The sequence below is a fragment of the Gordonibacter pamelaeae genome (assembly GCF_003340385.1).
GTDB classification, from domain to species: Bacteria; Actinomycetota; Coriobacteriia; order Coriobacteriales; family Eggerthellaceae; genus Gordonibacter; species Gordonibacter pamelaeae.
In genome coordinates this window covers 140,806-166,271 of sequence record NZ_PPTS01000004.1, presented here as the reverse complement: position 1 = coordinate 166,271, position 25,466 = coordinate 140,806, and the positions used below count along the sequence as shown (strand labels likewise).

Below are 25,466 nucleotides of genomic sequence, written 5' to 3'. Positions count from 1 at the left end.
TTAGAACGGGATGTCGTTGCGGGACATGCGGGGATTTGCGCGCTGGGCGGCGCCACGGCCGAGCCTCTCGCTGCCGTCGCGTGCCGAGCGGGCCCGTTCGGAAAGGCTATCGAGGTACTCGCTCCGGTTGCGCTCGATGGCGTCCCTGATCTGGGCGGGCATCACCTTGATCACGTCCTTGACCTTGACGCCCTCTTCGTTGACGACGGGCTTGCCGTCCTTGTCGAGGATGCTCCTGCGCAGCCATACCTCGCGATTGGTAAGGAGAGGGATATCGCGATAGTCCTCGCCGCGGTATCGCGACTCGTTCACGAACAACGGGCTGAACTGGTAGTAGCTGACGTCGCGTCCGTCGATGACCGTGCCCTTTGGCAGGGTCACTGAGTTGAAGGTCCTTGTCTCACCGGTCCTTCGGTCGGTGTGCTCGATGTCAGTGCGGACGAAGTTCTTGTGCAGCGTGACATACGTGTTCTTCGGTGTTTCCTGGCTCATGCGAGCCCTCCTTTACGTCTAGTGCCGGCATGCTGTGGAAGTGCCGGATTCTTGGATGCTAAGGGCTACCTGCCCATTCGATTCCCCTCCCTTCTCCTGACCTGCTCGACTGCGGGGATGCTCTTGGCGCGCTGCGCCCTGGACGAGATGCTCTCGTCGTTGAGCAGGGCCCTCTCGAACTCTCCGTAGCCGATGCGCTCGATGTCGTCGGGTTCGAGTCCGAGGTAGGCCTCAGCGGCGTCTACAAGCTCCTCGGCGTCGGAATATCCCCAGTTGAAACCGTTCATCACCTCTGTCCACCCGTCCTGCCGTTTGGCCCACAGGGAGAACGAGAAGCCCAGGGTGACCGCTCCTTTCGGGTCTGGTGCCGCGTGGGCTTCCAGAAGGAGGCGGGACCCATCCTCCGGGTCGTTCATCATCCACGCCGCTTCCGGCGTGGCCCCGCTGTTCGGTTCGTACAAGTTCTCTTTCCCTTCTCTTAGAATCCGCTAACTATGTCTCGAGCCCACGCTCCGCTCTTCACGAGCGAGAGGATGAGCAGGATGCACATCGCCAGGTACTGCAGCGCGTAAGTGAGGCCGTTCGCGATGGCATCCGCAGAGGTTCCCGTCCCAGGGTTCACGCCGACGATTCCTCCGAGGATCAGCGGGAAGGCGATCATGAGGATGACGATGATCAGGCCGGCGATGCAGACCGCGGCGAAGTTCTTCAGGTACCCGACTCCGATCTGCCTGGTGTCGTCCAGGGCCATGAAGGCAAGGGGGATGGGGCTGAACGCAGCCATGATGTAGAGCTGCAGGGCACGGGCCCAGCAGACGACCAGGGCGACGATGTAGGCGGCCAGCACCACCACCCAGCTGATGAGGGAGACGATGAGCATGGCGAGCAGCGCCGGGATGTCGTCGTCGGGGGTGACGATGGAAACCGCGGCCAAGTCAAGCGCGCCCCCGGTTCCGAACATGACCATGACCCTGTCGATGGCGATGCCGACCACTTCGTAGATCGACTGCATGAGCTCGAAGCTATGCTGGATCAGGAACAGGAACACCGCGAAGAACACGAGCAGGAACACGACCTCCTTGACCCCGGGCATCGAGGCGTTGCCATCGACCCTTTGCGAGATCCGAATGAGCTTCACAGTGAACACCAGGGAGAGCACACCGCAGCCGATGGGAAGGATGGCGACCCTCCACACGCCGCAGGCTATGTCGTACATCGACACGCTGCCCGAGGTGGTGAGCATGGAGCTGAAGTCCGCGCCGAGGATGCCGTCGTATCCGATTCCCTTGAGGACGTCGACCTGCTTGGAGAACATCCAGTTCGCGGCGTCTCTCAGGAGCTCGGCCAGCCAATCGTTGATGTCTCCGGCGATGTCCGCATAGGCGTTGTGCACGGGAACTAGCAGCACCGCAAGAACGGCGAGCGTCATCGCGAAGGCTATCCTGAAGCGGCGGTCGCCGATGGTTCTGTAAACAACTGACATCCGCATCACATCGCAGAGATCCTGCCCGTCTTGCCGTCGATGATGACGGTCACGATGGTCCCGTTTGGGTCATCGAGGGTGAAGGTCGAGCTGATCCTCTCGGCATTGGCGTCAATGAAGATCTCGCCGTCCCAGCTCGCGGCCTTCGCATACGGGCACTTGGCGCCTGCATGGGCTTGCAGACACTCGGCGATTTTCGCCTGGTCGACGTTGGCCAGGCTTGCCAGGTAGCCGACGTTCCCCGTGATGCTGAGCTCGGCGCTCTCGGGCGCGTCGATGACGTAGGACGTTGCCAGCTTGAAGGAGTCGCAGGTGGCCGCGAGGCTGCCGTCGTCGGCGATATCGACCCTGATGATGGACGGGGACTGCGTTTCTGTGAGGCTGTCGCTGACCCAGATGGACTCGGAGAACCCTCCTTCGTCCGCGCTGGTCTTCTCGGGTGTCCAGTAGGTGATCTCCTCGTTGCTCCCGCATCGCTCCACGAAGGCGCCGTTCACGATGGACATAGCCGACTTGCCGTCCCGGGAGGTCCACTTGGATCCGAGAAGTTCCTCTAGGCTGCCTTTTGCTTCGTCGGTTGCGGCCTCCGGGGACTCGCTCTGCTCTTGGCCGGCCTGTTCTTGCTGGCCGGCGTGGACCATGGTGCAGCGGGCGCATCCCGCCCCGATGAGCGCGAGGAGGGCCATGCATGCGAGTGCTGCCATGGCCTTGCTCTTCCTTTCCATTCCTTGCTCCTTTCTAACGACGCGCCGTTAGGGCGCATGTGAAGTAGTTGGTTCCCGTTGCAATCCTGCATACGTCACCCGAGTGAGGCTCGTGGATGTACTTGTTGTCGCCGATGTATATGGCGACGTGGCCGTACTTGTAGAGGATGTCCCCAGGCTGCGCCTGGGATATGGGTATCTGCCTCAATTCGCTCTTCTGGTCTTCCGTGTAATGGCTGATGCGTATGCCCGCCTGGCGGTAGCAGTACTGTGTCAGGCCGCTGCAATCCAATCCCTTTCCCGGGGTGGATCCACCCCAGACGTACGGCACGCCGAGCTGGCTGTAAGCTGCGGCGACGATGACGTTGCCCGCCCCCTCGCCGGCCTTGAAGTCCTCCAGGCTTAGTCCGTCGAAGCGCCTCAGCCCGTAGGTGTCCATGATCGACTTCAGCGTCTCCACGTAGCTGGAGTCCGTGGCCCAGCCAGCGTCCTTGAGGCCCTCGGCCATCTTGTCGGAGTCGTGGTTTGCCACAGCCTCCTTGATCAGAGGGTTGTTCGCGTACCGTCCAGCTTGCAGGAACACGCGGCTCCTGAACCGGATGCACTCTTCATCGCCCTCGAAGACGATGAACTGGGCGGTGATAGCGTAGTGGCTACCGTCGGCAGCCTCCTCTCCGGTCGCCCAGGATGACTTTCCTGCGACTTCTGGGGCGGAGGCGTACGATGAAGCCCATTTCATGCCGAATAGGTTGTGGTCCCTGGTCGCAAGCTGGCTCATGTGGTCGCCCTGGCCGCTCTCGCAGATGATCTGGGCGATAGTGCAGCCTGCGGGATGCCCATACCTCTCCTGGGCGTCCAAGGCCGCCTCGACCATCTCGTAGGTGATGTATGGAGGCAGGCCTTCCATCGCCTGCTTGTTGGCCTCGCTCTGCCAGAACCCGAAGAGCGCTGAGACAATTTGTCCCACCAGCAGGGCCCCCAGGACGAACGCCACGACTCCCGTCACAACGCCCGCTACGGGTATGCCGGCGCTGGCGATTGCCCCTGTGGTGCCCGCGGTTCCCTCGGCCGCTGCGGCTGCGGTGGCTGCGGAGGCGCCAGCGCCAGCCACCTGCGTTCCGACTGTCTGGGCCGACATCTCCACGGAAGCGCCTGCGGCCGCGTCCGCGGACGCCTTGGTCGCTCCCGCCGCACCGTTGGACTTCGCGCGCATCTCCGCCGCCTGCCTGCAGGGGTCGGCTGCGGACTTCGCCTTTCCCGCCGGGTCGGGCACGGCTCCTTGGCCACCGGCCCTCTCTGCCGCCTTAGCTGCTTTGCGTGAGGCGAGCTTCCTTCTGACGGCCCTGCCGCCCTCTGCCGCATCGTAGACGTCGCGGGATCCTTCCAGCTCCTCGGCGTCGTCCAACTCGTCTACGAGCGATGCGGCTACCATGTGCTTGAACCCCATGCCGGCCGCAGTCCGCTCCGCGCTTGCCCCGCCCGGCACGCCGACGCCGCTTCCGACGACGCCTTCGCGGAACGCGTCGCCGCCGGACACCACGCCGGAGTTGAGGAGGTTCTCCTGCTCGCCTGCCACCACTTCGTGCATGGGGTTCCTGTCAGGGAGTCGCGTCATCGCGCGGACCTTCCTCCGCCTCCGAGGGCGTTGACCTCGGAGGGCTTCGTCGTCAGCAGGTCGTAGATCCTTCCCTTGGGCAGCTCGTTGGTGATCGGCATCCTGGCGCCGCCTGCGACCAGCAGCCCGTCGCCGGGTTTGATCCCGTCGTCGATGTACCTGACCTCCTCGTCGGAGAGGTTGAGGGTTTCTGCCCAGAGGTCTCGGTCGACGGTGGACTGCTTGTGGAGCATCAGGTAGTCGGAGTTGAGGATCATCGTCGAACCGATGTCGCTTCCCAGCATGAAGCTTGCGTTCTGGGAGAGCCCGGTGGCAACGAGGCCGAACTTGCGGCCCTCTGCCCAGAAGCTCTCGAAGTAGGCGATGACCGCCGGATGCTTGAAGAGGCTCTGGACCTCGTCGATGAAGAGCCAGGTCGTCTTTCCTTCCGCGAAGTTCTGGTACATGCGGTTTCGTACCTGCTCGAGGGCGGTCAGCATGCCGAACACCTTCATGTCGGAGTTCAGGTCATGGAGGTCGATGTTGACCATCGGGGCGTCGAGATCCACGTTGGACCTTCGGTTGAAGAACGAGAAGGAGCCCTTGACGTGTCGCTCGTAGCGCAGCGCGATGCCCTTGGCCGCTGCTTCGGGCTGCTCAAGAAGGAGGTTGTAGAAATCCTCGAGCACCGGTGTGCCGTCAACGCCGGAGCGTGCATAGGCCTCCTCCACGCATCGCGCGATGATGGAGCGCTCCGCTTGGGTAAGGCCCTGGTTTCCCTCGGCCATCATCGATGCGGACAGCGCCAGGAAGGCGTCCACTTTAAAGGCCTTCTGAAGCGGTTCGTTCAGAGCCGCGACATCCTTCGTGTCGAAAGGGTTCATGAACTGGCCCGAGTCGGCTGCGAGCCTGATGCTCACGCCGCCTCCCGCCTCTGCGACTGGGCGTCCCTCCCCGGTTGGGTCGATCCAGATTCCCTGAGCCCTGCCTCCGTAGAGCATGCGGACTTGCAGCCAGACGCTCTTCTGCGCGTTGGATTTGCCTGTGCCGGGGGTTCCGAAGTCGAAGCCCATGGGCGATGGCAGGGAGAGCCTATCCAGGATGGCCAGAGTGTTGGTGATCTTCGACTGTCCGAGGTAGATGCCGCCAGGCTGGTTGATCTCCAGCGATGCGAAGGGCATCTGCATGGCGATCTGGCCGCTGGTGAGGAGCCTGGTCACATCGCATTTGTTGGTGGCGAATGGGAGCACGGAGCCCCAGCCCTCCTGCTGGCGGTAGCTGAGCTTCTCGACGGTGAGCGCAGAGCCCCTGGCCGTGGAGATGATCCGGTCGACCTGCTCGTCCAGCTCCTCCTCGCTCGCCGCATAGGTGAACGCGTAGCCGGCGTACTCGAAGAGCCGCTCGTTCTTGTTGCGCAGGAAGTCCAGGAGCTCCTCGGCGTCCGCGCGCGAGTAGCGTAGCGCGGTGGAGGTCTGCGTGAGGATGATTCCCTTGCTGGCGGCTCGGCTCTTCTGTCCGCGCTCCTCCATGTCCATCCAGTCGATCTTGCCCTGCACCATGTCGATTGCCTTGTCTTGGGGGATCGGCCTTAGATGCAGCGAGACGGAAAGCGGGATGGGAAGGTCGACGATGCTTGCGAGGCAGTCGTCCATGAGGATGGAGCCGAAGGACCTTATTGCCATGACGCAGCACCATGCCCCGTCAGCCCTGAACGCGTCATTGCGGCCGTTGGGCTTGAAGTCGACGGACATGGGTGCCACGAAGTCGACGCTCCTCGCCGTCGGGCACTGGGACAAATTGTCCCAGTCGAAGTCGAAGGGAGAAAGCGGGCTCAGCAGGCCGCGGGCGATCCTGAGCCTCTCCGCGCCCTTGACGGGCTCGGACTTGCTCTTGATCCTTGCAAGCGCCTGCGTGCAGTCGTTGCGCATTCGTGCGAGCTTGGGGATTGCCGAGTCGAAGTCGTCGGCCTTCGTGGTGAAGGTCAGGTACCTCTGTCTCTTCAGGTTGGACACTCCCTCGCGCATCTTGTCGTTGAGGATGCGGTTGTACTCATCCACGTATGCGTCGAGGCAGGGATCGGTCTTGGGGAAGAACGTCCTGTTGCCGATCTCTTCCGCGGGAACGGGCTCGTTGGTGATCGTTACCTGGACGCTGGTGTCCGGGTTGAAGTAGTTGTAGAGCGCGCTCATGGTGCTGTAGATGTTCTCGCGGGTGTCCTTCCTGGCGCATTGGTAGGTGATGTCGCCGAATTGCACCGTCTGGCTGAAGAGGCCTGGGGCGACTTGCGCCACTCCGTTCTCGAGCATGAGCTCGTATCCGCAGAGGTCGATGGTGCCCTTCTGCCTCTTCTGCTTCTTCTTTTCCAGGGCGCCCTTCTTACGCTTCCTCAGCAGGCTCATAGAGCTCCGCCCCCTTTCGATAGGTTTTCTTTCTTTCCTTGCGGGTCAGTGTTTTCGGCTCCAATGCCAGCGGCATGTCTGTGCCGCTGCGGTGGCTGGGGCTGAATTCGTAGTGGCGCGTGGCCATGTGATGTCTGGCCACGAGCGGCAGGAACCTCTCAAAGGGCATGCCGTGGGGCTTCCAGAAGCCGGCGAGCCAGAAGGGCAACGTTGAGAGCATGATGGGAAACGTCATCTCGGAGGGGTCTATGGCGAGCCAGAACCACGAGGCCGATGCGACGAGGACCGCGGTGGCGAATCCTCCCGCCAGACAGACGCATGTCCTGATGGACATGTCCCCGAAGAGCTTCTGCTCGTACTCCCCGATGTCCTTCTGGATCGGGATATGGAGCTTGTCGTCGATCAACGGGGCCTCCTAAGCCGGCATCCACGAGGTGTCGAGCTGGCCGAAGTAGACCGCGGCGGCGATGATGATCGCGCCGCCGGCGATTGTCGCGATGCCCGCCTCCATGCCCTCGCCGCCGCCTCCGCGGTTTCCGAAGGACCTGCCGAGCTGCACCGCTCCCCAGACAACGAGGAATCCGCCCAGGAACGTCACGCAGCCCGTGACGAGGGCGATGATCTTTGCAAGCATGCTAATGCCTCCTTTGCGTCTTTGGCGCCGAGGTGGAAGGGGCGCCTTGCGTTGCGTGATAAGATTGTGCTGCGGAGCGCGCGAGCGCTCCTTTGCGTCTAGGCGGCGGCAGCCGCGCCGAGGGTGGAAGCTCGGCCCGGCCTTGTTGCCAGAGGCATTGCCGCTGCCGTTTCCCTTTGCCCTGGAATCACCCCCTCGTCCTTTCCGCGTACGCTCCGAAGTCGAAGGGCGCGCTGTGTTTTGCCCCCTTGTGCCCCGGCTCGACCTCGTCCCACCGGGGATGCTGCGACGCGTCGTACTTGTCGTCCTTGAACGGGTAGGCGCCTGCTATGAGGAGTAGGGCCTTCCGCCTTGACAGACGTCCGACCTCGTCGGGGAGCATCAGCGGGCGCTCGAATATTGACCTGTTCACGGTGGTCGACTTGTTGGCGCCCTCGGTGTCGTTGAGGGTGAAGGAGACGATGGTCTGGTTTCCCAGCATCTTGGAGATCTCCTCATTGGTGCCGTAGAGCGTCGACCCCAGGAAGAGCGTCGTGTCGCAGCAGGCCCTGATGGAGAGGGCCTTCTCCTCGCCGTAGGTTCCCTTGAGCTGCTCGAACGACTGCAAAATCATGGACATGGAGACGTTCCTGCTTCGGATGACGGCGATGAAGCGGTCGATGTCGGGAAGCTTCCCGATGTTGGCGAACTCGTCGAACACCAGGTGGACCGGTGTGGGGAGCTTGCCGCCGTGGTCGATGATCGCCGCATCGCAGAGCTCGTTCACGGCCTGCCACATGAGCATGGCGAAGAGAAAGTTGAACGTTCCGCGGGTGTCCGGCATCGACGCGAACACCACGGTCTTCTGCCCGGCGTCGCCCATGGCGTCGAGATGCAGCTCGTCGTCTGCCAGGAGCTCTTGCACGTTGTCCGCCATCATGGGCAGGCAGCGGGTGTTGCAGCTGATGATGATCGACTTGAGGGTCTCTCCGGCAGCGGTCTTGAAGCGCTTGTATGCGTTGAGAGCGAAGTCCTTCGACTGGTCTGCTGGTTCTCGCACCTGCTCCCAGCGCACCGTGGAGGTTCCGTTCGTGAACGCCCTGGAGTTCTCGTCGAAAGGCTTCTCGTCGCCCGAGGGGACGAGGCGCTTGCCCGTCTCCAGCTCGTGGAACAGCAGGTCGAGCGGGCTCATGTAGGATTCGTTTCCCTCTCGAGCCTCGGCCAGCGAGAGCAGCGTGAGCATGCCCGGGAGGCTCCTGTCCTCCGGCGGGCAATGGTGGACCAGGTATGCGATGAGCGCCGTGTACAGGAGCCGCTCTGCGTTCTCCCAGAACGGGTCGCCTGCATGCTCGGCGTCTCCGGTCGTGTTTGTGATGAGGCATTCCACGATGGCGAGCACGTCCACGTTCGTGCGCACGTAGGCCAAGGGGTTGTAATGGCTCGAGGACTCCATCTTGACCAGGTCGAAGTTGCGGATCCTGTATCCGGCAGACTCGAACATCCAGCCCGTCGAGCCGATCAGCGTGCCCTTTGGGTCGGTGACCAGGTAGCTCGCGTTCATCTGCATCAGCAGCGGCAGGACGTGGCTCCTAGTCTTTCCCGTGCCGGGCGTTCCGACCACGCAGATGTTGCGGTTGCGGTCAGTCTCTAGGTCGAATTCAGGCCTCGAAACCGGGATTCCGATGGAGCTGGTCAGGGGGATGTTCATGTCCGGCTCATCCTGGTTCATGAAGGCCTTGCCCTCGTCGCTGCTGCCCCAGCGAGACGATCCGTGCTCCTCGCCGCGTCGGAACGTCCCGCCTCGAAGCACCTGATGCACCCACAGCCCCCAGACGCCGCATGCCGCCAGCATGCCTGCCAACGGGGCAAGCGTGTTCGCATTCCCGATGCCGCCGCCGGCGATCCATGCCGGCATCTGCAGCAGCGCCTCGACGGGGTCCAGGGAGCCTCCCGGAAGCGCGAGGAGGCTTCCGACGAAGAGGAAGCCTGCGAGGGCTGCGCAGGCTGAGAGAAGGGCGGCCTTCGTCACGGTATGCTTGTCGAAGGGCGTCAACGTCCCCTCGCTTGGTCGATGACCTCGCGGCTGCGGCCGTGGGCGCGCTCGACGAGCTCTGCCGACTTCTTGAACGCCTCGACGCGGTCCTGGAGCGGCTCCTTGTCAGGCTCCTTAAGCACTTCCAGGTCCCTCGCGCCAGAGGCGTGGCCCTTTTCCCTGGAGAGCTGCTGCTCGGCCTTCTTGGCGGCTTGCGTGGTCTCCTGGGCCAGCTCGTCGAAGCACCTGGCGACTTCGGGCGCGTCACCGACCCTGAAGATGAGGTATGACTTTTCGCCCTCGCTGAAGAACTCATGCGAAAGCGCCTCGCGGTCGAGGTTCGCGTCGATGATTTCCTTGATTGTCTCGAACTCGGGGAGGCCCTTGAACTCGTGCAGGTTCAGCTTCGCCCATTCTGTCGCCTCGCTTGCCCGCTCAATGCCTGCGGCTGCTGATTGCCCGTGCCCGATCTCTCCGACGGCGTTCCTGAAGGCCATTGAGACCCGCGCTGCGCTATGGGCCATGGCAGCCTGCCCAGCCTCCTGGCCCAGGCGGAGCATCCAGTCGAAAAGCTTTTCGCCGGACTCGTCCCCGAAGTCGCTTGGCATGGTTCCTCCCTAGATGTGCCGGGACAATTTGTCCCACTCGTCAGCGCTTGTCTTTCCTTTGAGGTCGCGTGGACTCTGGAAGGTCGCCTAGGCCCACGAAGAAGTACTCGGTGAACTCGATCTTGAAAAGCCAGGTAATCTTCACCAGTTCGGTAGCAGACATGGCCACCTCACCGCGCAGCTTCTTCCCGACGCTCGTGTCGCTCAGCCCAAGTCGCCTCGCGAGCTCTGTCGTCGACATGCCGCTTCGGTCCTTGTAACTGTTGATCACTCCCAGGTACTGTCTGGTTATCGGGTCTAGGTGCTCCATCGCTTCCTCCATCACTCACGGCTGCGAGTTGCCGTAGCCGCGGCCCGTGCAGGCCCGGTGATGCTGGGAAGGGTAACGGTGCGCTTCATGTCTGTGGCGAAATCCGTCATGAGGTGACGGGAATCCGTCACGAGGTTTCGAATCAGGCGGTCGCATCGCTTCGGGCAGCCACTTGGCTGAACCCGCGCCTGGGCACAGTAATACAGCCTGTACTCTACAGAAACGCGCTGTCTTGGGTGTCCAATGCATGGGACAGTGGTTGAGAAAGTACCAGTTGAGATTGGATGTTTCAGCAAAGGCGAAACGATAAGGTAAGTCACTGGGACAAATTGTCCCAGCAGCTCCTATCCGGGCCTGAACCTCTCGTCGCGATAGGCTCGGTAGTCGCGCATTGCGTCGCCCATTCGGTCGAATCCGGCACCATAATCCCAAGCCAGAGACCACAGCCGTTGCGCCTCGGGATCCGAATCGCGCCACTCGGTCTCGAGGGCCCGGATCCTTTCCTCCTCCTTGCGGTGCTCCTCTTCTGCGCGCCTTTCGGCAGAGCGACGTTCCGCGCGGGCTCGCTGCTCGCGCCGGTTTTCCAGCGCTGCATCGAGGCTGAGACCCGTGATTGGCCTGTTTGGCTTGAGCCAGGTTGACAAGGTGGCTATGAACCTGGCTTCCGTGCCGGCTTGCTCCTGCTGGATGACGTAGCGCCTGTAGCTGCTTGCCAGGAAGTCCCCGTCGACGCCATGGTCTGAGAGCGAGCCCTGCCATACCCTCCAGGCCTTCTCCTTCGCGCATTGGGAAGCCTTGGAGCCGGGAACCTTCTCCCAGGCCCTCTCGAAGCTCTCGCTTGTTTCCGCCAGCCCTCCGTCCCCCTTGTCGCAAGAAAGTCTTTCTGGCTGGTTGGTTGGATGGTCAGAAGATAATCTCTCGGTAGTCTCTGAGTAATCTTTGTATATGTCTGGCGATTTTTCGCCATACCTATGACGAAATTCCGACATAGGTGTATCGGATTTGGCATCGCCTCCGTCATACCTATGGCGTTTTTTCGCCATAGGGTCCAAGTCGTCTGATTGGTCTGGGTAGGTGAGCTCGAGCACCTGTGCGGGATCTATGGCGATGAACATGACGTTGCCCATCATGCCGGCGCCGCAGTCGACGTTGCGGAACACGCGCCTGACGGCTCCGAGCTCCTCTAGGCGCACCACGGCGTCCTTGGCCTGCCTCTTGCTGAGCCCGAAGTGCTCCGCGAGCTGGTCGTAGCTTCGCTGCAGCAGGTCTGCCGAGAACCTCTTCCGATAGGCGATGATGTCGCCGGTGGCCTCGTCGCGGATCTCGCTCGGGCGATACCAGTAGAGGACGTCGGAGAGGATGTTGATTGCTGCCAGGTCGGCCTTGCCGGAGGCGGTCGTTATCGTCTTGTACCAGGTTGCGGGGATAACGTTGCCGGTAATGGCCATCGTCGCGATGGCGTCTACCGAGGCGTTTCCCGTGAGCTTTCGGGGATTCATTTCAAGTCCTTTTTGAACAGTCCCTTCGTGCTTTCCCTGCGCGTCCCCGGCTTCCGCTTGTCTGCGTCGGCTATGGGCTCCACTTTTTCGGGAACCAGCGGGATCTGCCTCATATCCGGGGCCATGGTCTCGCTGAGGTCTGACAGCTCCATTTCCTCAAGCGTCGATCCTTCGGGGTGATTGTCGATGGCCATGCCCTGTTCGTTCATCTGCGTTAGGACGTCGAGGATGGCCTCCGAAACGTCCAGGAGCCTCGCATTGGCACAAGCACCCGCAGAGATTCTCGACAGCTCGTCTGCGACTCTTCTTGCCTGGATGGCCATGGCTTTCTGAACCCTCGCGGTGGCGAGGACGGTGATCTCGCTGCCCTCCAGCCGGGAGATTATGAAGGCCTGCTTGGTCATTCCGCTGAGCGCGGCGAGCTGGTTTATCCTCTCGTTCTCTTCTTCCGAGACGCGGAAGCCAACTGTGGTGTCTCTCCACCGGCCTTCTCTGTCCAGACTCTTAACGCTCATTATTCTCGCCCCTCGCGTTCATCAGCGCATCGAGGACGTCAGCCATGTTCCTCTGCTGGTTCGGGAATAGATGTGCATAGCGATAGGTGATATGCACACTCTCGTGGCCCATTCTGTCGGCGATGGCGACCACAGTGAAGCCGAGGTTGATTAGGAGGGACACATGGCTGTGCCTCAAGTCGTGGACGCGGATCTCTTTGACCCCGGCGAGCCTTGCGGCGGTCTTCAGCGTGTTGTTGAGCGCGTACTTCGTGAAGGGGAAGAGACGATCGTCTTCTTTGATGTCGTACTCCATCTCCATGTACTCCTGGAGCTCTTGGGCGAGGAAGCGCGGCAGGGCAATCATCCTCTCTGATTTCTTGGTCTTTGGAGGGCCGATGATGTCCTTTCCGTTGAGGCGGGCGTAGGACTTCGAAACGGTGATGGTCCTGTTCTCGATGTCGATGTCCTTGGCGGTCAGCGCGAGAAGCTCGCCCTCCCTCAATCCGCACCAATAGAGAATCTCGTATGCGTAGAACATCTCGGGGCGGTCGATGACCTGCTCGGAGAACTTCAGGTACTCCTCCGTCGTCCAGAACTTCATCTCCTTCCCCTGCTTTTCACCGACCCTCCCAGCTTTCTGGAGCGGGTTCGAAGGGAGTCCGTAATGCCTTACGGCGTGATTGAGGATGGCGGAGAGCTGGTTCTCGACGGTCCTGATGTACGTCTCCGAGAACTTCTTGCCGTTCTCGTCCTTGGCCCTCAGGAGACCGTTCTGCCAGTCCATGACCTCTTTTGATGTGATATCGACGACCCTCATCTTGCCGAAGAACGGGATGAGCTTCTCGTTGATCATGTACTCCTTGCTGCGCCATGTGGTTTCCCTCAGCCTCGGACGCACGTCCTCCGCATAGACCTTGACAAACTGCTCGAATGTCATGCTCGTGGACCTTGCCTCGTTAGCCAGGAAGTCCCTTTCCCATGCCAGGGCTTTGGTCTTGGTCTTGAAGCCGCGTTTCGTTGAGTCGATCGCTTCGCCATCTCGGTTCGTGTAGTGGAGCTTGACGAGCCAAGTGCCCCTCTTCGCGTCTTTTCTAACGCTCGTGGCCGGCCCTCGTCTCAAGCTCGCTCAGGTCGATTTCGTCGATTCTGCCAAAGAGCCTCTCTTCGTAATAGCTGCGGTTGGTCTTCCCGCGCATCGTGATGCATCCCATCTCGCTCAGCTCATCGTTCAGCATCCTGACGATCTTGTAGGCGTGCTGCATGCTGCATTCCAGGTCTTCGGCCACTTCTTTAGCCGTGATGAGTCTTCCGTCCATCAGTGTGTCCTTTCAATTGATACAAGAACGTATCAGTACTACAGACACGATAACTGATACACTTATGTATCAATGAAATATCACGTCGGGAATCGCCGAAAACCATATTTGGTATTACAAGTCAGGAGGGCGGATGAAGATCGGGGAGAAGATCCATCGCATCAGGAAGGAGCGCGGCTACACCGCCGAGCAGTTCGCCGAGATGCTCGGCATCTCAACTGTGTCATTGCGCAAGTACGAGTACGGAGAGCGAACGCCGAAGGAGCCTATGATTACCGAGATCGCCCGCCGCCTTGGGGTGAACCCTTCATCCCTCAAGTCTGATTGGGGAAACGACGCGAACGATGCGATACACATGCTGTTCGAGCTGGAGGAGGCGTTTTGCCTAGAGCCGATCAAGGTTGGTGACACTGTCGTCTTGACTCTTCCGGAAGACTTGGGCAGCGAGGACCAGGAAGCACTGGCGAGGGCGCTTCGCCAGTGGTATAGGAACAACAGGGATCTGAAGGATAATGAGCTAACGAGGGACGAGTATGTTGCCTGGAAGGACTCCTTCAAGGCCTAGACTCCCTAAATAGAACCGAAAATGGCCTCGTCAGAGGCTGTTTTTATGCCGTGACCCGTTCGTGACCCAAACCGCAAAATAAATGCCCGTAATAACTGATACGTAATCGTGTCAGTTTCAAGGTTGTAGATGGCTATCGGGTTGCAGCTATTCAGGCAATGGCGCATTTGCAGGCAATGATACGTATTCGTATCAATTGATATTCTTTGCTGTGTTTGCCAGATTTGACAAAAATTGCAGGTGGAATCGGGTGTTTCAACTTGTTAGCCACCTGCAAGATGACTTCGAAATAACTAAGTTTACGTGGGTCATGCTTTTACATTTTCGTATGACTCACTTCGTGTCAGAATGCAAAAACACCCCTTGAGCAGGTTATTCTCAAGGGGTGTTGTAGGTCACATATTGATACGATACTGTATCAGCTTTTACTCCCACTCAGTGACTAATCCAGTACGGGTGCTGCCGATCCGTGCCGCGTCATACCGTCTAAGGGCTGATTCGTGCGCAATTTAGGCGAATCAGCCCCTTGATTCGCGATTTCGGGAATGACTCAACTGATTCGCGAAATCGCAGGTCGCTCCTTTAATCATTCCCGGGTTTCCGCCAGGATTCGTAGCGGATGGCTTAAAACAGAGTGATTCGGAGACCAACCCGCACATATCGCTATCGCTTCATCTTCTTCAAGTTAGCAAGCTTCCATTGCGCTTCCGGGCTCGCGACAGCGGCTTGGGCGATGGCGCACTCACCGAAGAGGAGCTCGGGGCGGTATTCCCCTTTGGCGAACAAGTCCAAATAGAGTCTCTCGCCGTCCTTTCTAGGCAGGATGTAGGCCGACGTGAGCTCCTCCGCGTCGAGCATCAAGCCTGCTGGCGTCGGCTCTTTATCCCTCGAATGCAGCATCGGTAGCAGCTGGTCTTCGCGCAAATACCTTTGAGCTCCAGCATGGACTGGGCTACAGACTGGGAATTTCATCCGGCAGCGGAGCCTGCATGAACGATTTAGGTGCCCTCTACTATATGGGAGACCTTGTTGAACAGGACTACGCCAAAGCCGCGGAACTCTACGAAATGGCAGCTGACGCAGGTTGTTTCCAGAGCATCATCAACCTCGGTTATATCTACGAGTACGGAAGGACCGGCAAGCCCGACCACACCAAGGCCTATCAGTGGTATTCGCTCGCCGCAGCGCTTGCGCCCTCCAGCGAAGCGGTATACAAACTCGGCGACATGTTCGGCCGCGGTCGCGCTGTGCCGCAAGACAAGTCAAAAGCATACCGTCTGTACGAACGCAGTCTTGAGCTTGCCCGCGACGATGTTGAGTTTGCCCAGCCCGCCATTCGCATAGCCGCTATGCTCATTGACCCCGATGCCCCCTCCTGCGGCATCGACCGTAATCCCCTACGCGCTGACGCTCTATCAGCGCACCGAGATTGGCCTGCGCATCGACATCGCCAACGGCATGACGTATTACACCAAGCGCCTCCGCGAGGCGATCGAAGGCCAAGAGAAGGCCCGCAAGCTCGTCGAAATGGACGATTTTGTGATTGACCGCTAACAACCGTTCACGCGCGTCTTGCCAACATTGGTAATCCGCTCCCGCTCTGAAACCCTTCATGGCAGGAGCGGATTCGCATCTCGAAGAATCGAAAACAAAGAGGCCCCGGGATTCCCGAGACCTCCTCAATATACATAGTTCAGCTTGTTTACTGTTCGCTCTTCGCAATCGCCTGGTCGATAAGCTTGTCAAGCGCCGCGCGCTGCTCGGCGGAGCTGATGGCGCCCATGATGGGCTCCCCTACGATGTTGCCGTTCTGGTCGATAACGTAGGTTGTCGGGAACGAGAACAGATTTGACGTAAACTTGCCGGCCTCGCTATCCGACTTGAACCAGATGTTCTTATATGTCACGCCCTTCTTGCTCAGCACGTCCTTGGCATCTGCAATCTCGTCCTTGTTGCCATCGAGCGTAAAGGAATTGACACCCACGACCTGGCCACCCTTCTCGGCAAGCTCCTTATTCAGGTTCTCAAGATCGCCCAGCTCGCCCACGCACGGCTTGCAAGTAGTAAACCAAAAGTTCATGACGGTGACCTTGTTCTTAGAGAACAGCTCGTCGCTGCTCACGTCGTTGCCGTCCAAGTCCTTGCCCGTAAAGCTGGGGAACTTCGTCGCCTCGCTCGAAGCATCGGCGCCAGCCGTCATGCCAGCGGCCGAAGCGTCGACGCTCTCGCCTGCGCTCGGCGTGCTTCCACAGCCAGGAAACTCCTTTTCCAGGCTCTCGAGCTTGTCCTCGATCTCCTTGATCTGCTGCGCACCGGCCTTGAGCGTCTTCAACTCATCCGCTGCAAACTCATCCTTGGCGCCGTCGATGGTCTTGAGCAGGAAATCGCCATAATTGCTGCCGTCCTCGATCATCGGCGTATCTTTATTGGCGGCAAGAAACACCTTTTCCCACAGCGCATTATCGCTCGAGAGGATATCGTTCTGCTTCTGCATGAGCTTCGCATAGAGCTCGGCGGCCTCGTCGGCGTTGGCCGGCTCTTGCGCAATGAGCTCCGCGATCTTAGGATCGGAGCCCGTAGATTCGCTCGCGTTGCCACCGGGCGCCGAACACGCCACAAGACACAGGGCCAGCACCGGCACCATAAACAGGGCCGCAATCTTAGATAGTTTCATGGTCATTCCTCCGTTTTGTCGAAACTTGCTTACTTTTTATCGGCGGTCAGAGGGAGCTTTTCTTCCGACACATCCAGGCCATAGCGATAGCTGATGGCATCGACGGGACAGGCCCCGATGCACTTTCCGCACCGGATACATTCGGCATGATTGGGTGCGCGGACCACATCGACGTCCATCTGGCAAACCTTTGAACACGTGCCGCACGAGACGCATTTGCATGCATCGACCCGAATCCCCAGTAAGGACACCTTATTCATGAGCGCATAGAATGCGCCGAGCGGGCAAATCCATTTGCAGAAGGGGCGATAGAACAAAACGCTCAGCACCACCACGGCAATGAGAACGAAAAGTTTCCAGGTAAAGAGCTGCCCCAGCGCAGATCGGATTCCAGCATTGACAGCCGCCAGCGGAATGGCGCCCTCGAGCACACCCTGCGGACAGATGTACTTGCAAAAGAACGGGTCGCCCATCCCCACATCGTTGACCACCAGCACGGGCAGCAATACCACGGCAAGCAGCAGCACGCCGTATTTGATATACGTGAGAGGTTTGAGCCTTTTCGTTGAGAGCTTTTTGCAAGGAATCTTGTGGAGCAGCTCCTGCAGCCATCCAAACGGACACAGGAACCCACACACAAAGCGCCCCAGCAACACGCCGAGCAAGATGAGCGTGCCCGTGACGTAATAGGAAAAGCTGAACTTGGACGAGCCCACCACCGACTGAAATGCACCGATAGGACATGCGCCCGCAGCCGCAGGGCACGAATAGCAATTAAGCCCCGGCACGCAAACCGTTTTTTCCGCGCCTTGGTAGATGCCGCCTTTGGCGAAGTTTGGCAGATGGATATTCGTAATGAGCGTTGCTACCGCCTGAATGAATCCGCGAAATCGGGCCAAAATATGCGACGCAGTGTTTTCTCTTTTATCCAATTCCGATACACTCCAAGCACAGCCTAATTGCTTTGGCCAGCACGGCATCCGCCTCGCCACGCATAACGCCAAAGCACACCATGGCAATTCCGACGATCAACAAAGCGACCTGTACCATGGGTTTTACCGCCTTGAACAACCTGACCACTCCTTTCGTTACGCAACCATTGAACCATATCGACCATAAAATCCGTGTTAAGCGCGATTTGAAATGTGCAAGGAGATTGTTATGCGTATTTTAATCGTCGAGGACGAACGAGCTCTATGTGACGCAATCGCGCGCAGCTTGCGAAACTTGGCATACAGCGTCGACTGCTGCCATGATGGGCAGGAGGCGCTCGACCTACTAGGCGCTGAAGTCTTTGACCTCGTGGTACTCGACCTCAACCTTCCCCGTATCGACGGCATGACCGTGCTCAAGGCACTTCGGAAAACCGACCGCGAGACCAAAGTGCTGATTCTGTCCGCACGTGGCAAAGTATTCGATAAAGTCACCGGACTCGATGCCGGCGCCAACGATTACCTCACCAAGCCGTTTCATCTGGACGAGCTCGCGGCGAGAATTCGCAGCCTCACGCTCAGGCGCTTCGCACAAGACAACATAGTTTTAACCTGCGGAAAGCTCAGCTTTGACACCAAGGCGCGCATCGCTTCCGTAGGCGGCGAAGCGCTGTCTCTCACGCGCAAAGAAACGGGAATCTTGGAATACCTGATGCTTAACCAGGGGCGCCCGGTAAGCCAAGAGGAGCTTATCGAGCACGTTTGGGATAGCAGTGTGAACAGCTTTAGCAACGCAACCCGTGTTCATATCTCGTCGCTCAGGAAAAAGCTGCGCAGCGCTTTGGGATACGACCCGATTCGCAATCGGATTGGAGAGGGCTACGTCATGGAGGATAGCGAATGAAAAGGCTTTCGCTGCAATGGCGCATAACGATCATGACGGCACTTCTGACGTGCGCGGCGTGCATGCTGACAAACTGCCTGGTCGGCTATACGGGCATGCGCTACATGGACGCAATTGGCAGTGGCATCTCGGCTCTTAGCACAGCCGACGAAGATACGCCCCAGGCGTTTGACCCAACGAACGTGGCCCTCGATGACGAGGTCACGGTCGTCGTGAATAACGCACAAGAGTCTTTTGGCGCGACCGCCTGGTGCATCACAGCTGGAGTCACGCTGCTTGGTGGCGTGCTGGCATACTTTGTGAGCGGTCGTGCGCTCAAGCCGCTACGGGCTTTTGCCGCTCAAGTAGAGCGCGTGCAGCCTGACAACCTAAGCGAAATCAACCTCAGCGAAGATGTGCCCACCGAACTGCAACGATGCAGCGCCTCATTCAACGATATGATCGGTCGGCTCGACGAAGGGTTCTCCGCACAGCGTCAGTTTACCGGCAACGCCGCACACGAGCTGCGCACCCCGCTCGCCCTTATGCAGGCGCAGATTGAACTGTTCGCCTCCGAGCATCCCACATCGCAACCCCAAACAGCCGAGCTGCTCGGCCTGCTGCAAGAACAAACCGAGCGGATGTCGCGAATGACCAAGGTGCTGCTTGAGATGAGTGAGCTCCACAGCGTTCCCTGCGAGGACGATATTGAGCTTGGCCCCCTGTCCGAAGAAGTCCTCACCGACCTTGCTCCGCTTGCCGAGCATAAAGACATCGTCCTCAATTGCAGTGGAGGCGCTCTGATAATCGGAAGCGACACGCTCCTCTATCGGCTGGTGTTTAACCTGGTCGAAAATGCCATCCGTTACAGCCGCCCCGGCTCCACTGTCAACGTCTCCATCTGCGACAACGACAGTCACGTGTTCCTGCGAGTCGAAGATCAGGGCCCGGGAATACCCAAGCAGTACCGTGAGAGCATCTTCCAGCCGTTCTTTCGCCTGGATAAATCCCGCAGCAGGGCATACGGCGGCGCAGGACTCGGGCTAGCGCTTGTTTGGGAGATTGCAGCGCTGCACGGCGGCACGGTTGAGGTCGAAGCAAGTTCCGAGAACGGGACCACCATGCTCACGACCCTTCCAAAACGGACCGCAGCGTAAACCAGCCATTAAAAGGAAAGGGTCCCGTGCACGTTTGAACTGCCTCCCATTTCTTGAACACGAGAAATGGGAGGTTTTTGGACTGGTCAAGGTTTCTTGGACGGAAAAATAAGCTTCTTCAGGCAACATCTCGCTCTAGGTCGCACGGGGCGTTATAGCCGATCGATGAGCGCATCCTCTGCCTGCTGTAGTAGAGCTCGATGTATTTGAACGCGTCCTGCTTCGCCTCCCCCTCGTCTTGTGGCCTTCCGCATAGGGTGATGCCGAGACGTAAGAGGACCAGATGCCCCGCATCATATCGGATCTTCTGACCTCGCCGAGCACGGCCTCGTAGTCGCCCATCGTGCCGAGTGAACCGCGCCTGGAGGCGGTGGCGACAACGGCTTCGTGCAGGGAATCCCGATTTATTTCGCCCGCCTTCAAACGGAGCAAAGTGTGGATGTCGTAGTAGTCGCGGCCACGCGTGTTGGCGATTCCCCGGGAAACGACAGTCTCGAGCTTTTCGGCCAACACGGTTTCGAGCGGGTACGAGAGCACCCTGACCGAGCCCTCCTCGAACATCAGCGGGTAGCGGTACTCGATGCGCCCGGGCACTATCTCGTCTTCGGTCGTGATGTCGATCTTCACGGGAGCGTCTATCTTGCCGTACCTCGCGCGCAGGTGCGCGCGCCAGTTCGCGTACTCGTCGCCCTCGCGGATGGGCTCGATCCGCTCGAAGGAGTATTCCATGCCGTCGGCGACGTCCACGGCGCAGATGGCGGCGACGGCCTCGCTCACCGTGCCTTCGTCCATATCCATGCCTATCACCGTCGTGTCCATGTCCATGGTGGTCCTCTGGGCGACGCCGGTCATCGAGGAGATGAGGAGGCCGCCCTTCAGAACGAACGCCTCGGCGTAGCCGCTCTTTCCGAGCCGCACCAAAAGATGCTCGAACAGGTACATTTGCAGGAGCTCCTGGGGCTTCAGGTTGCTTTTTTGGCCAGGGCCTTAATTTTGCCCTTGAGGCTTGCATCGCTCCTCATCATGTGAGCACCTCCAAATACATCCTGAACTCTTTCTCGACGCCGAGCGCGTTGCACATCCGTGCGAGCTTAGGCAGGTCGGCGCCTTTCCTTTTGAAGTAACCCGCGACCGCGTCGCGGACGAGCTGGGGGTCCGCTCCTTCGGAGACTCTCTGCGAAATGAGATCGGCTACGGCCCGTTCGGCGCAATAGGCTTTCACAGTGCCCCCTCCTGGGGACTTTGCCTTAACGATGCCGAACTCGTAGAGCTCGGGAGAGAGACGGTGAATCTTCGTATCGGGATATTCTTGGGTAAGGCCACGCGGGTTGTAGCCGCGCGGGACGGTGACATCGATTGCGGCGGGAACCTTGTCGGAAAGGCCGGCGAGGTACAGCGCGCTTCCATGCGATAACACGCATTTGCTCCACCTGTAGGATATCGCTGCGAACTCGTCATCGAAGACTTCGGGCAGACAGTACACGCCCCGGGTAAGCTTGTCTATAGCGCCCGATTCAAGGGCGTAGGAGATCGAGCCCGGCAGAAAGCCCGCTTTCGCGATTTGCGCCGCGCTCGCGATGCCGCCCGAGTCTTCTACGAATTCGGCTATCTCCTCGCTTCTGCCCATAACCCTCCTTTTGATTATTGGACACGAATTGTAGCTTAAATGTGTCTATTAATCAAAAAAGAAGATCATGGCCATCAGGCAAAGACGCCTGGCAAGACGCTATTCCTGTAAAAACAAATTTAGGCCCGGTGACTTGAATCAGCGGTCATCCCGGGGCTAACCAGTACGCATGGTAACATGCTTCTGCGTTTGCTGGGATTCGATGGCGGCCTTCCAGCGGTTCGTTGAGCATTCTGTAAAAGCAAAGCTCTTTCTGATTGGCCGCTGCAAACAATGCTTCTAGCTTTTCGGAGGAGAATGGCTAACGATTTTCGTAAGACAAATCTCGACACTTGGAAGCAGTGGCGATAAATCCCCCTCAAGACCCATGCCATGAGTCGCCTTTGCGTACAAGGCGGAAAGACCACAGATAAATGCGAGCTGATGACGGTTTTCAATGAAAAGGGGTACATTTTGTCCACCTTTCCATTGATTTTCCTCAGCAAGCGTAACTAACTTAACTATGGCGCTTCGCCATGAAACCGTTGCTCGTTCGGCGCGGAGAGAAAGAAAGCACCATTTCCTCGCGATGTTGCGACCAAGCATGGCAAATTCTTATTAGCAGGCACGTTGATCCCGGATGCGAGGCGTTAATGCTTGTGCGCCTTACGGGTGCATTCGCCAGGGCAGCGCTTCTGATTCGACCGCGTTCTCATGTAAGGCTTGCCGCAGTAATCGCAAATGGCGACGTGTTTCTTGTCCATGTAAGTGGCGAATGCGAACCACATGTAGCGTAGCCTGTCTTCGAAGTAGTAGGTGAAATTGTGCCCAATCCATTCGTGTCTCACATATTTTGTGTGTGCGCTGACCAGGAGTTCCATCAGGCTTCGGCATAGCTTTGCCCCCATCTCCTTTCTGAAAGAGGCATTGAATTCCTCGAGCGGGCAAACGAGGGATGGCAGACGACCTTGACCTATCATCTCTGCATGGCGTCTCGGGTTCAGCATTATCGCCACATCGAACCCAGCCCTCGCCTCGATCATAGCCATCTTCCCTTTGAGGATGTCCATCTGCATCAGATTAGGAATGGCCTTCACGAATGGATGCCAGTGCTTCATCTCGGCTCCGGGTTCATCCCACCGGCCTGAGCAATAGACCCTTTTTTGAATCTCTTCTTCGGTCATGGTGAAGCGGGCGTAATCGGGGTTGATGGCGCAAGGCAGCACCACCGAAGCCGAGAAAATAGCCTCTTCCGTTTCCTTGTGAGTCAGACGCTGCTTCTTCGCAACCTCTCGAACCTGCTCTTTGTCTAAGAAAATCAAAGAGCCGAATATAACTTCCTTCCCATCCCAATAGACGCTTCCGTTCCATGAGTCTTCGTCGATGACCGCCTTGAGCCTGAATGCGAGCTCGAAGAACGATGCGGCTAGCTTCCACATGGACAGAGGCTCTTCGATTATTCCGTTTTCCCTCAGGTAAGTCCCACCGAAGAGAGGCCCGTGCTCCGAAGCGTATTCAGCGAAATCGCTTTTCGTCTGAAGTCGAGAGAAGCGAATTAAATCATCCTCTATCGAAGCGAGGCTGGCCTTACTCAGGATGTCCTCGCAAACCTCCCTGATTCGCTCTTCACGTCCGTCAATGGAAAACAAAAGGACGTCGTCCTTCCTTATTCCCAGAAAAGACGCGTTTCCGAATTCGCAATTCTTCGGATTCAGGAAAACGCCGTACGGGCAGTTTGCCTCCGGGATTGCTTCACCTATTCGATCGTGCATCTTATCGCCTCCTTGCAAATGAGAGCTTTAGAAGAACATTATCGACTTTTCTATCCTGCTTTGATGTACATGCTATTGGACACCCAAGCGGGATAGTTTTCTTTATGCGCATGGGCAACGCTCTCCTCCAGGATAAATGCGCAAACGGGCGTGGTCGGGGGTATTCAGATAACAGGAGTTTTAGGCAAGAATGAACCTCGTAAAGGTGAACGGCGCCGTTCACGGCAGCTTCGAAAAGAAAGGCCGTGAACATCATGTCCAACGGAACAAAGAAGAACATCGAGATCATCATCCCGTCCTCGCTCGACGACGAAGGCGCGCGCATGCTCGTCATCCCGCTGCTGCGCGAGCCGGTGCTCATGCAGGACGTGTACCAGCCCGATCAGGTGATGAAACTGCTGCGAATCAGCAAGCCTCGTTTCTACGAGCTCACCGATCTTAAGCAGCGCAACCCGCTGCCTACGCACAACTACGGCCCGGGCAAGCGCGGCACAATCATCTTGCGCGAGGAACTCGTCGAATGGATCGCGTCGCTGCCCAAGGGCATCGGCAACGGCAAGCCAGGCGAGCCGCATGAAGATTAGCCTTCACCCACAAAACCCCAGAGAACCCGAACGACGGCTCGCCGCGCCATCACGGCATCCCTTGCTGTTTCAATGCGTCCCAGTGATATCGCCCGTTGGCCAAGCAGCTGCAACAGCGGTCAACCAGAACGAAAGGAAAGCAATGGAAAGCAAGAACGCCGAACGGCTGCAGCAGGCAGGGCGTCCGGGCGCGGCGGAGCCCTCGGGCCCCATGCCGCCCCTGTACACCGTGACAGAGGTCGCGGACTACCTGCACGTGAGCCGCTCGACAGTGTACCGCCTCATCGAGGACGGGAGCCTGCGCGGCACCCGCATCGGGCAGGCGCTGCGTTTCACTCCGGACAACATCCGCGAGCTCATCGCGCTCGGCTCCGTCGACCGGGGCGCCTAACACATGGGTGCAGCCCGCGGCATCGAGGGCTCGTTCGTCGTCGTCCATGAGTTCATGACGAAAGGGCTCGGCCTGAAGGGCAACGACCTCATCGTCTACGCAAGGATCTTCGGCTTCGCCAACGCCGGAAAGCCCTACTTCGAGAGCAAAGCCGGCTCGGCTGGCTTCTGCGGCATCAGCAAGCGAGCGGCGTTCTCCGTCGTCTCGCGGCTGAAGGCGCGCGGGCTCATCGAGGAGGTCGAGCCGTGCGACGAGGCGAAAAGAATAGGCAGCCGGTGCTATGTCCCGGCGAGAGAGCCCCTCTCCGCCCTCGGCATCATCTTCGCGACCGATGAAGAACCTGCATATGCGCAAGACGCCGCCGATGAAGAACCTGCACTACTGCCTTCTGCAACCAGTGAAGGTTCTTCATCCCAGAGAGCATCCCGCGATGAAGAACCTTCATCGGGATTCCTGCAGAAGCTGCACCCGATAGCAAAGACAGACAACAGCTATTACGAATAGAAAGAAGACACGATATGGACGAGGAAAACGCTTTCAAGCTCTACACGAAGGAAGAGGCCGATGCGAGGGGCATAGGCTACGACTCCCAAGTTGAGATCCGCTGCCCGCACTGCGGCGAGCCGTACGAGCAGCAGGGCTTCATCGGGCGCGCGGGCCGAATCGCCTGGGTCACCCACAGGGAATGCCAATGCGAGGGCGCAGTCGCCGAGCGCGAGCAGGCCCGACAGGCCGAAGCGGAGGCGAAGCGGATGGAATCCCAGCGCCGACTCAAGCGCTGCGGGGTCCCGCGACGCTACATGTCCGCCCAGATCAGCGTGCCGGAGGCGGCAAGGTACGTCGTCGGGTTCGGCAGCGCCGGGGACAAGGGCCTCTACATCGTCGGCGGCGTGGGGACTGGAAAGACCTACGAGGCCTGCGCGCTCGCGAAGTCGTTCATCGAAGCGGGCTACACCGTGCGCGTGACGACGTCGCTCGCAATGCTGGACTCGGTGAGCCGAAGCTACGACGACCCGTCGATAGCCGGCATCTCAATTTTCACCGGGGTCGACGTCCTCGTGATCGACGACCTCGGCAAGGAGAACGCCAACGCGTGGGCGCTCACGACCCTGTTCCAGATCATCAACTCACGCTACGAGGACGGCAAGCCGACCATCTACACGTCGCAGTACGACCTGCAATCGCTCCAACGCCGCATGTCGCGCCAGCACGAATCCGAGAGCGCCGAGGCCATCGTGTCCCGCATCTGCGAGACAAGCACGATCGTCCAGCTCGGCGGGAAGGACCGCCGCCGGAGCGCGAAGGCGAAATAAGCCTTCACCCGCAATACCCGAGCGAACCCTAAAACGGCCTTC

At 59.1% G+C, this 25,466-nt stretch carries 30 protein-coding genes; 8 read left to right on the top strand and 22 right to left on the bottom strand.

What is annotated here, in order from left to right; genetic code table 11:
* The 15 genes from C1877_RS07905 to C1877_RS07835 all read right to left on the bottom strand — a co-directional run bounded on the left by C1877_RS07905 (position 1) and on the right by C1877_RS07835 (position 13,547).
* Positions 1-492: a DNA gyrase gene (locus C1877_RS07905; protein WP_114568883.1), complete on the bottom strand. Its 492-nt coding sequence runs from the start codon at positions 490-492 to the stop codon at positions 1-3.
* A gap of 65 nt (positions 493-557) precedes the next feature.
* On the bottom strand, positions 558-953 hold the full coding sequence (locus tag C1877_RS07900; protein ID WP_041238632.1) for a hypothetical protein: 396 nt from the start codon (positions 951-953) through the stop codon (positions 558-560).
* Between the two features lie 17 nt (positions 954-970).
* Positions 971-1,975 carry a VirB6/TrbL-like conjugal transfer protein, CD1112 family gene (locus C1877_RS07895; protein ID WP_114568882.1) on the bottom strand — a complete coding sequence of 335 codons (1,005 nt, stop codon included), beginning with the start codon at positions 1,973-1,975 and terminating at the stop codon, positions 971-973.
* A gap of 5 nt (positions 1,976-1,980) precedes the next feature.
* Positions 1,981-2,700 carry a hypothetical protein gene (locus tag C1877_RS07890; RefSeq protein WP_015540597.1) on the bottom strand — a complete coding sequence of 240 codons (720 nt, stop codon included), beginning with the start codon at positions 2,698-2,700 and terminating at the stop codon, positions 1,981-1,983.
* A gap of 13 nt (positions 2,701-2,713) precedes the next feature.
* Positions 2,714-4,267, bottom strand: a complete 1,554-nt coding sequence (locus C1877_RS07885; protein ID WP_244909822.1) for a C40 family peptidase — start codon at positions 4,265-4,267, stop codon at positions 2,714-2,716.
* 23 nt (positions 4,268-4,290) lie between these two features.
* Entirely contained in the window at positions 4,291-6,672 is a 2,382-nt protein-coding gene (locus C1877_RS07880; RefSeq protein WP_015540595.1) for a VirB4-like conjugal transfer ATPase, CD1110 family, read from the bottom strand.
* Positions 6,650-7,078: a PrgI family protein gene (locus C1877_RS07875; protein WP_083809221.1), complete on the bottom strand. Its 429-nt coding sequence runs from the start codon at positions 7,076-7,078 to the stop codon at positions 6,650-6,652. The genes C1877_RS07880 and C1877_RS07875 overlap by 23 nt, the downstream gene beginning before the upstream one ends.
* A 9-nt stretch (positions 7,079-7,087) precedes the next feature.
* Positions 7,088-7,306: a hypothetical protein gene (locus C1877_RS07870; RefSeq protein WP_015540594.1), complete on the bottom strand. Its 219-nt coding sequence runs from the start codon at positions 7,304-7,306 to the stop codon at positions 7,088-7,090.
* Positions 7,307-7,493: 187 nt separating this feature from the next.
* The gene (locus C1877_RS07865; RefSeq protein WP_244909821.1) at positions 7,494-9,338 is read right to left on the bottom strand and encodes a VirD4-like conjugal transfer protein, CD1115 family; all 1,845 of its coding nucleotides are present in this window, start codon (positions 9,336-9,338) and stop codon (positions 7,494-7,496) included.
* Complete coding sequence (locus tag C1877_RS07860) at positions 9,335-9,925, bottom strand: hypothetical protein (protein ID WP_015540593.1); 591 nt, start codon at positions 9,923-9,925, stop codon at positions 9,335-9,337. The genes C1877_RS07865 and C1877_RS07860 overlap by 4 nt, the downstream gene beginning before the upstream one ends.
* A gap of 40 nt (positions 9,926-9,965) precedes the next feature.
* Entirely contained in the window at positions 9,966-10,235 is a 270-nt protein-coding gene (locus tag C1877_RS07855; protein ID WP_041239845.1) for a helix-turn-helix domain-containing protein, read from the bottom strand.
* 344 nt (positions 10,236-10,579) lie between these two features.
* The gene (locus C1877_RS07850) at positions 10,580-11,734 is read right to left on the bottom strand and encodes a hypothetical protein (RefSeq protein ID WP_114568880.1); all 1,155 of its coding nucleotides are present in this window, start codon (positions 11,732-11,734) and stop codon (positions 10,580-10,582) included.
* Positions 11,731-12,249, bottom strand: coding sequence for a plasmid mobilization protein (locus C1877_RS07845; RefSeq protein WP_015540590.1), 519 nt, complete (start codon positions 12,247-12,249; stop codon positions 11,731-11,733). Before C1877_RS07845 ends, C1877_RS07850 begins: the two co-directional genes overlap by 4 nt.
* A complete protein-coding gene (locus C1877_RS07840) occupies positions 12,239-13,351 on the bottom strand; it encodes a site-specific integrase (protein WP_114568879.1) in 1,113 nt (370 codons plus the stop codon). The genes C1877_RS07845 and C1877_RS07840 overlap by 11 nt, the downstream gene beginning before the upstream one ends.
* Complete coding sequence (locus tag C1877_RS07835; protein WP_015540589.1) at positions 13,323-13,547, bottom strand: hypothetical protein; 225 nt, start codon at positions 13,545-13,547, stop codon at positions 13,323-13,325. The genes C1877_RS07840 and C1877_RS07835 overlap by 29 nt, the downstream gene beginning before the upstream one ends.
* Before the next feature lie 133 nt (positions 13,548-13,680).
* Between C1877_RS07835 and C1877_RS07830 the strand changes: the two genes are divergently transcribed.
* The gene (locus C1877_RS07830) at positions 13,681-14,112 is read left to right on the top strand and encodes a helix-turn-helix domain-containing protein (RefSeq protein WP_015540588.1); all 432 of its coding nucleotides are present in this window, start codon (positions 13,681-13,683) and stop codon (positions 14,110-14,112) included.
* A 663-nt stretch (positions 14,113-14,775) separates the two neighbouring features.
* Here C1877_RS07830 and C1877_RS07825 read toward each other — a convergent pair.
* Entirely contained in the window at positions 14,776-15,036 is a 261-nt protein-coding gene (locus C1877_RS07825; protein ID WP_143924732.1) for a hypothetical protein, read from the bottom strand.
* Between the two features lie 65 nt (positions 15,037-15,101).
* Here C1877_RS07825 and C1877_RS15150 point away from each other — a divergent pair, with 65 nt between their 5' ends.
* The gene (locus tag C1877_RS15150; protein ID WP_147274531.1) at positions 15,102-15,659 is read left to right on the top strand and encodes a tetratricopeptide repeat protein; all 558 of its coding nucleotides are present in this window, start codon (positions 15,102-15,104) and stop codon (positions 15,657-15,659) included.
* A gap of 155 nt (positions 15,660-15,814) precedes the next feature.
* Here C1877_RS15150 and C1877_RS07805 read toward each other — a convergent pair whose 3' ends face one another.
* Genes C1877_RS07805 through C1877_RS16055 form a run of 3 tightly spaced genes read right to left on the bottom strand, consistent with a single transcriptional unit; the run spans position 15,815 to position 17,782 of the window.
* Positions 15,815-16,786 (bottom strand): TlpA family protein disulfide reductase, encoded by a 972-nt coding sequence (locus C1877_RS07805; protein WP_015760146.1) that lies wholly within the window; start codon positions 16,784-16,786, stop codon positions 15,815-15,817.
* 29 nt (positions 16,787-16,815) lie between these two features.
* Positions 16,816-17,718, bottom strand: coding sequence for a 4Fe-4S binding protein (locus tag C1877_RS07800; RefSeq protein WP_015760147.1), 903 nt, complete (start codon positions 17,716-17,718; stop codon positions 16,816-16,818).
* A complete protein-coding gene (locus C1877_RS16055; protein WP_254179316.1) occupies positions 17,711-17,782 on the bottom strand; it encodes a CD1871A family CXXC motif-containing protein in 72 nt (23 codons plus the stop codon). Before C1877_RS16055 ends, C1877_RS07800 begins: the two co-directional genes overlap by 8 nt.
* Positions 17,783-17,947: 165 nt before the next feature.
* Between C1877_RS16055 and C1877_RS07790 the strand changes: the two genes are divergently transcribed.
* Together C1877_RS07790 and C1877_RS07785 are read left to right on the top strand one after the other, a co-directional pair.
* Positions 17,948-18,622 carry a response regulator transcription factor gene (locus C1877_RS07790; protein WP_181813818.1) on the top strand — a complete coding sequence of 225 codons (675 nt, stop codon included), beginning with the start codon at positions 17,948-17,950 and terminating at the stop codon, positions 18,620-18,622.
* Positions 18,619-19,758 carry a HAMP domain-containing sensor histidine kinase gene (locus C1877_RS07785; RefSeq protein ID WP_015540583.1) on the top strand — a complete coding sequence of 380 codons (1,140 nt, stop codon included), beginning with the start codon at positions 18,619-18,621 and terminating at the stop codon, positions 19,756-19,758. Before C1877_RS07790 ends, C1877_RS07785 begins: the two co-directional genes overlap by 4 nt.
* A 135-nt stretch (positions 19,759-19,893) precedes the next feature.
* Here C1877_RS07785 and C1877_RS07780 read toward each other — a convergent pair whose 3' ends face one another.
* The 3 genes from C1877_RS07780 to C1877_RS07770 all read right to left on the bottom strand — a co-directional run bounded on the left by C1877_RS07780 (position 19,894) and on the right by C1877_RS07770 (position 23,136).
* The gene (locus C1877_RS07780) at positions 19,894-20,700 is read right to left on the bottom strand and encodes a nucleotidyl transferase AbiEii/AbiGii toxin family protein (protein WP_015540582.1); all 807 of its coding nucleotides are present in this window, start codon (positions 20,698-20,700) and stop codon (positions 19,894-19,896) included.
* A gap of 79 nt (positions 20,701-20,779) precedes the next feature.
* The gene (locus tag C1877_RS07775; RefSeq protein ID WP_035586193.1) at positions 20,780-21,385 is read right to left on the bottom strand and encodes a type IV toxin-antitoxin system AbiEi family antitoxin domain-containing protein; all 606 of its coding nucleotides are present in this window, start codon (positions 21,383-21,385) and stop codon (positions 20,780-20,782) included.
* Between the two features lie 629 nt (positions 21,386-22,014).
* Positions 22,015-23,136, bottom strand: a complete 1,122-nt coding sequence (locus C1877_RS07770) for a hypothetical protein (RefSeq protein ID WP_015760152.1) — start codon at positions 23,134-23,136, stop codon at positions 22,015-22,017.
* 245 nt (positions 23,137-23,381) lie between these two features.
* Between C1877_RS07770 and C1877_RS07765 the strand changes: the two genes are divergently transcribed.
* From C1877_RS07765 to C1877_RS07750, 4 genes are all read left to right on the top strand, one after another.
* Entirely contained in the window at positions 23,382-23,720 is a 339-nt protein-coding gene (locus C1877_RS07765) for a helix-turn-helix domain-containing protein (protein ID WP_041691605.1), read from the top strand.
* Positions 23,721-23,862: 142 nt separating this feature from the next.
* Positions 23,863-24,111: a helix-turn-helix domain-containing protein gene (locus tag C1877_RS07760; protein ID WP_015760154.1), complete on the top strand. Its 249-nt coding sequence runs from the start codon at positions 23,863-23,865 to the stop codon at positions 24,109-24,111.
* A gap of 3 nt (positions 24,112-24,114) precedes the next feature.
* Complete coding sequence (locus C1877_RS07755) at positions 24,115-24,615, top strand: hypothetical protein (protein ID WP_114568877.1); 501 nt, start codon at positions 24,115-24,117, stop codon at positions 24,613-24,615.
* 14 nt (positions 24,616-24,629) lie between these two features.
* The gene (locus tag C1877_RS07750; RefSeq protein WP_114568876.1) at positions 24,630-25,424 is read left to right on the top strand and encodes an ATP-binding protein; all 795 of its coding nucleotides are present in this window, start codon (positions 24,630-24,632) and stop codon (positions 25,422-25,424) included.
* The last annotated feature ends 42 nt before the right edge of the window (positions 25,425-25,466 follow it).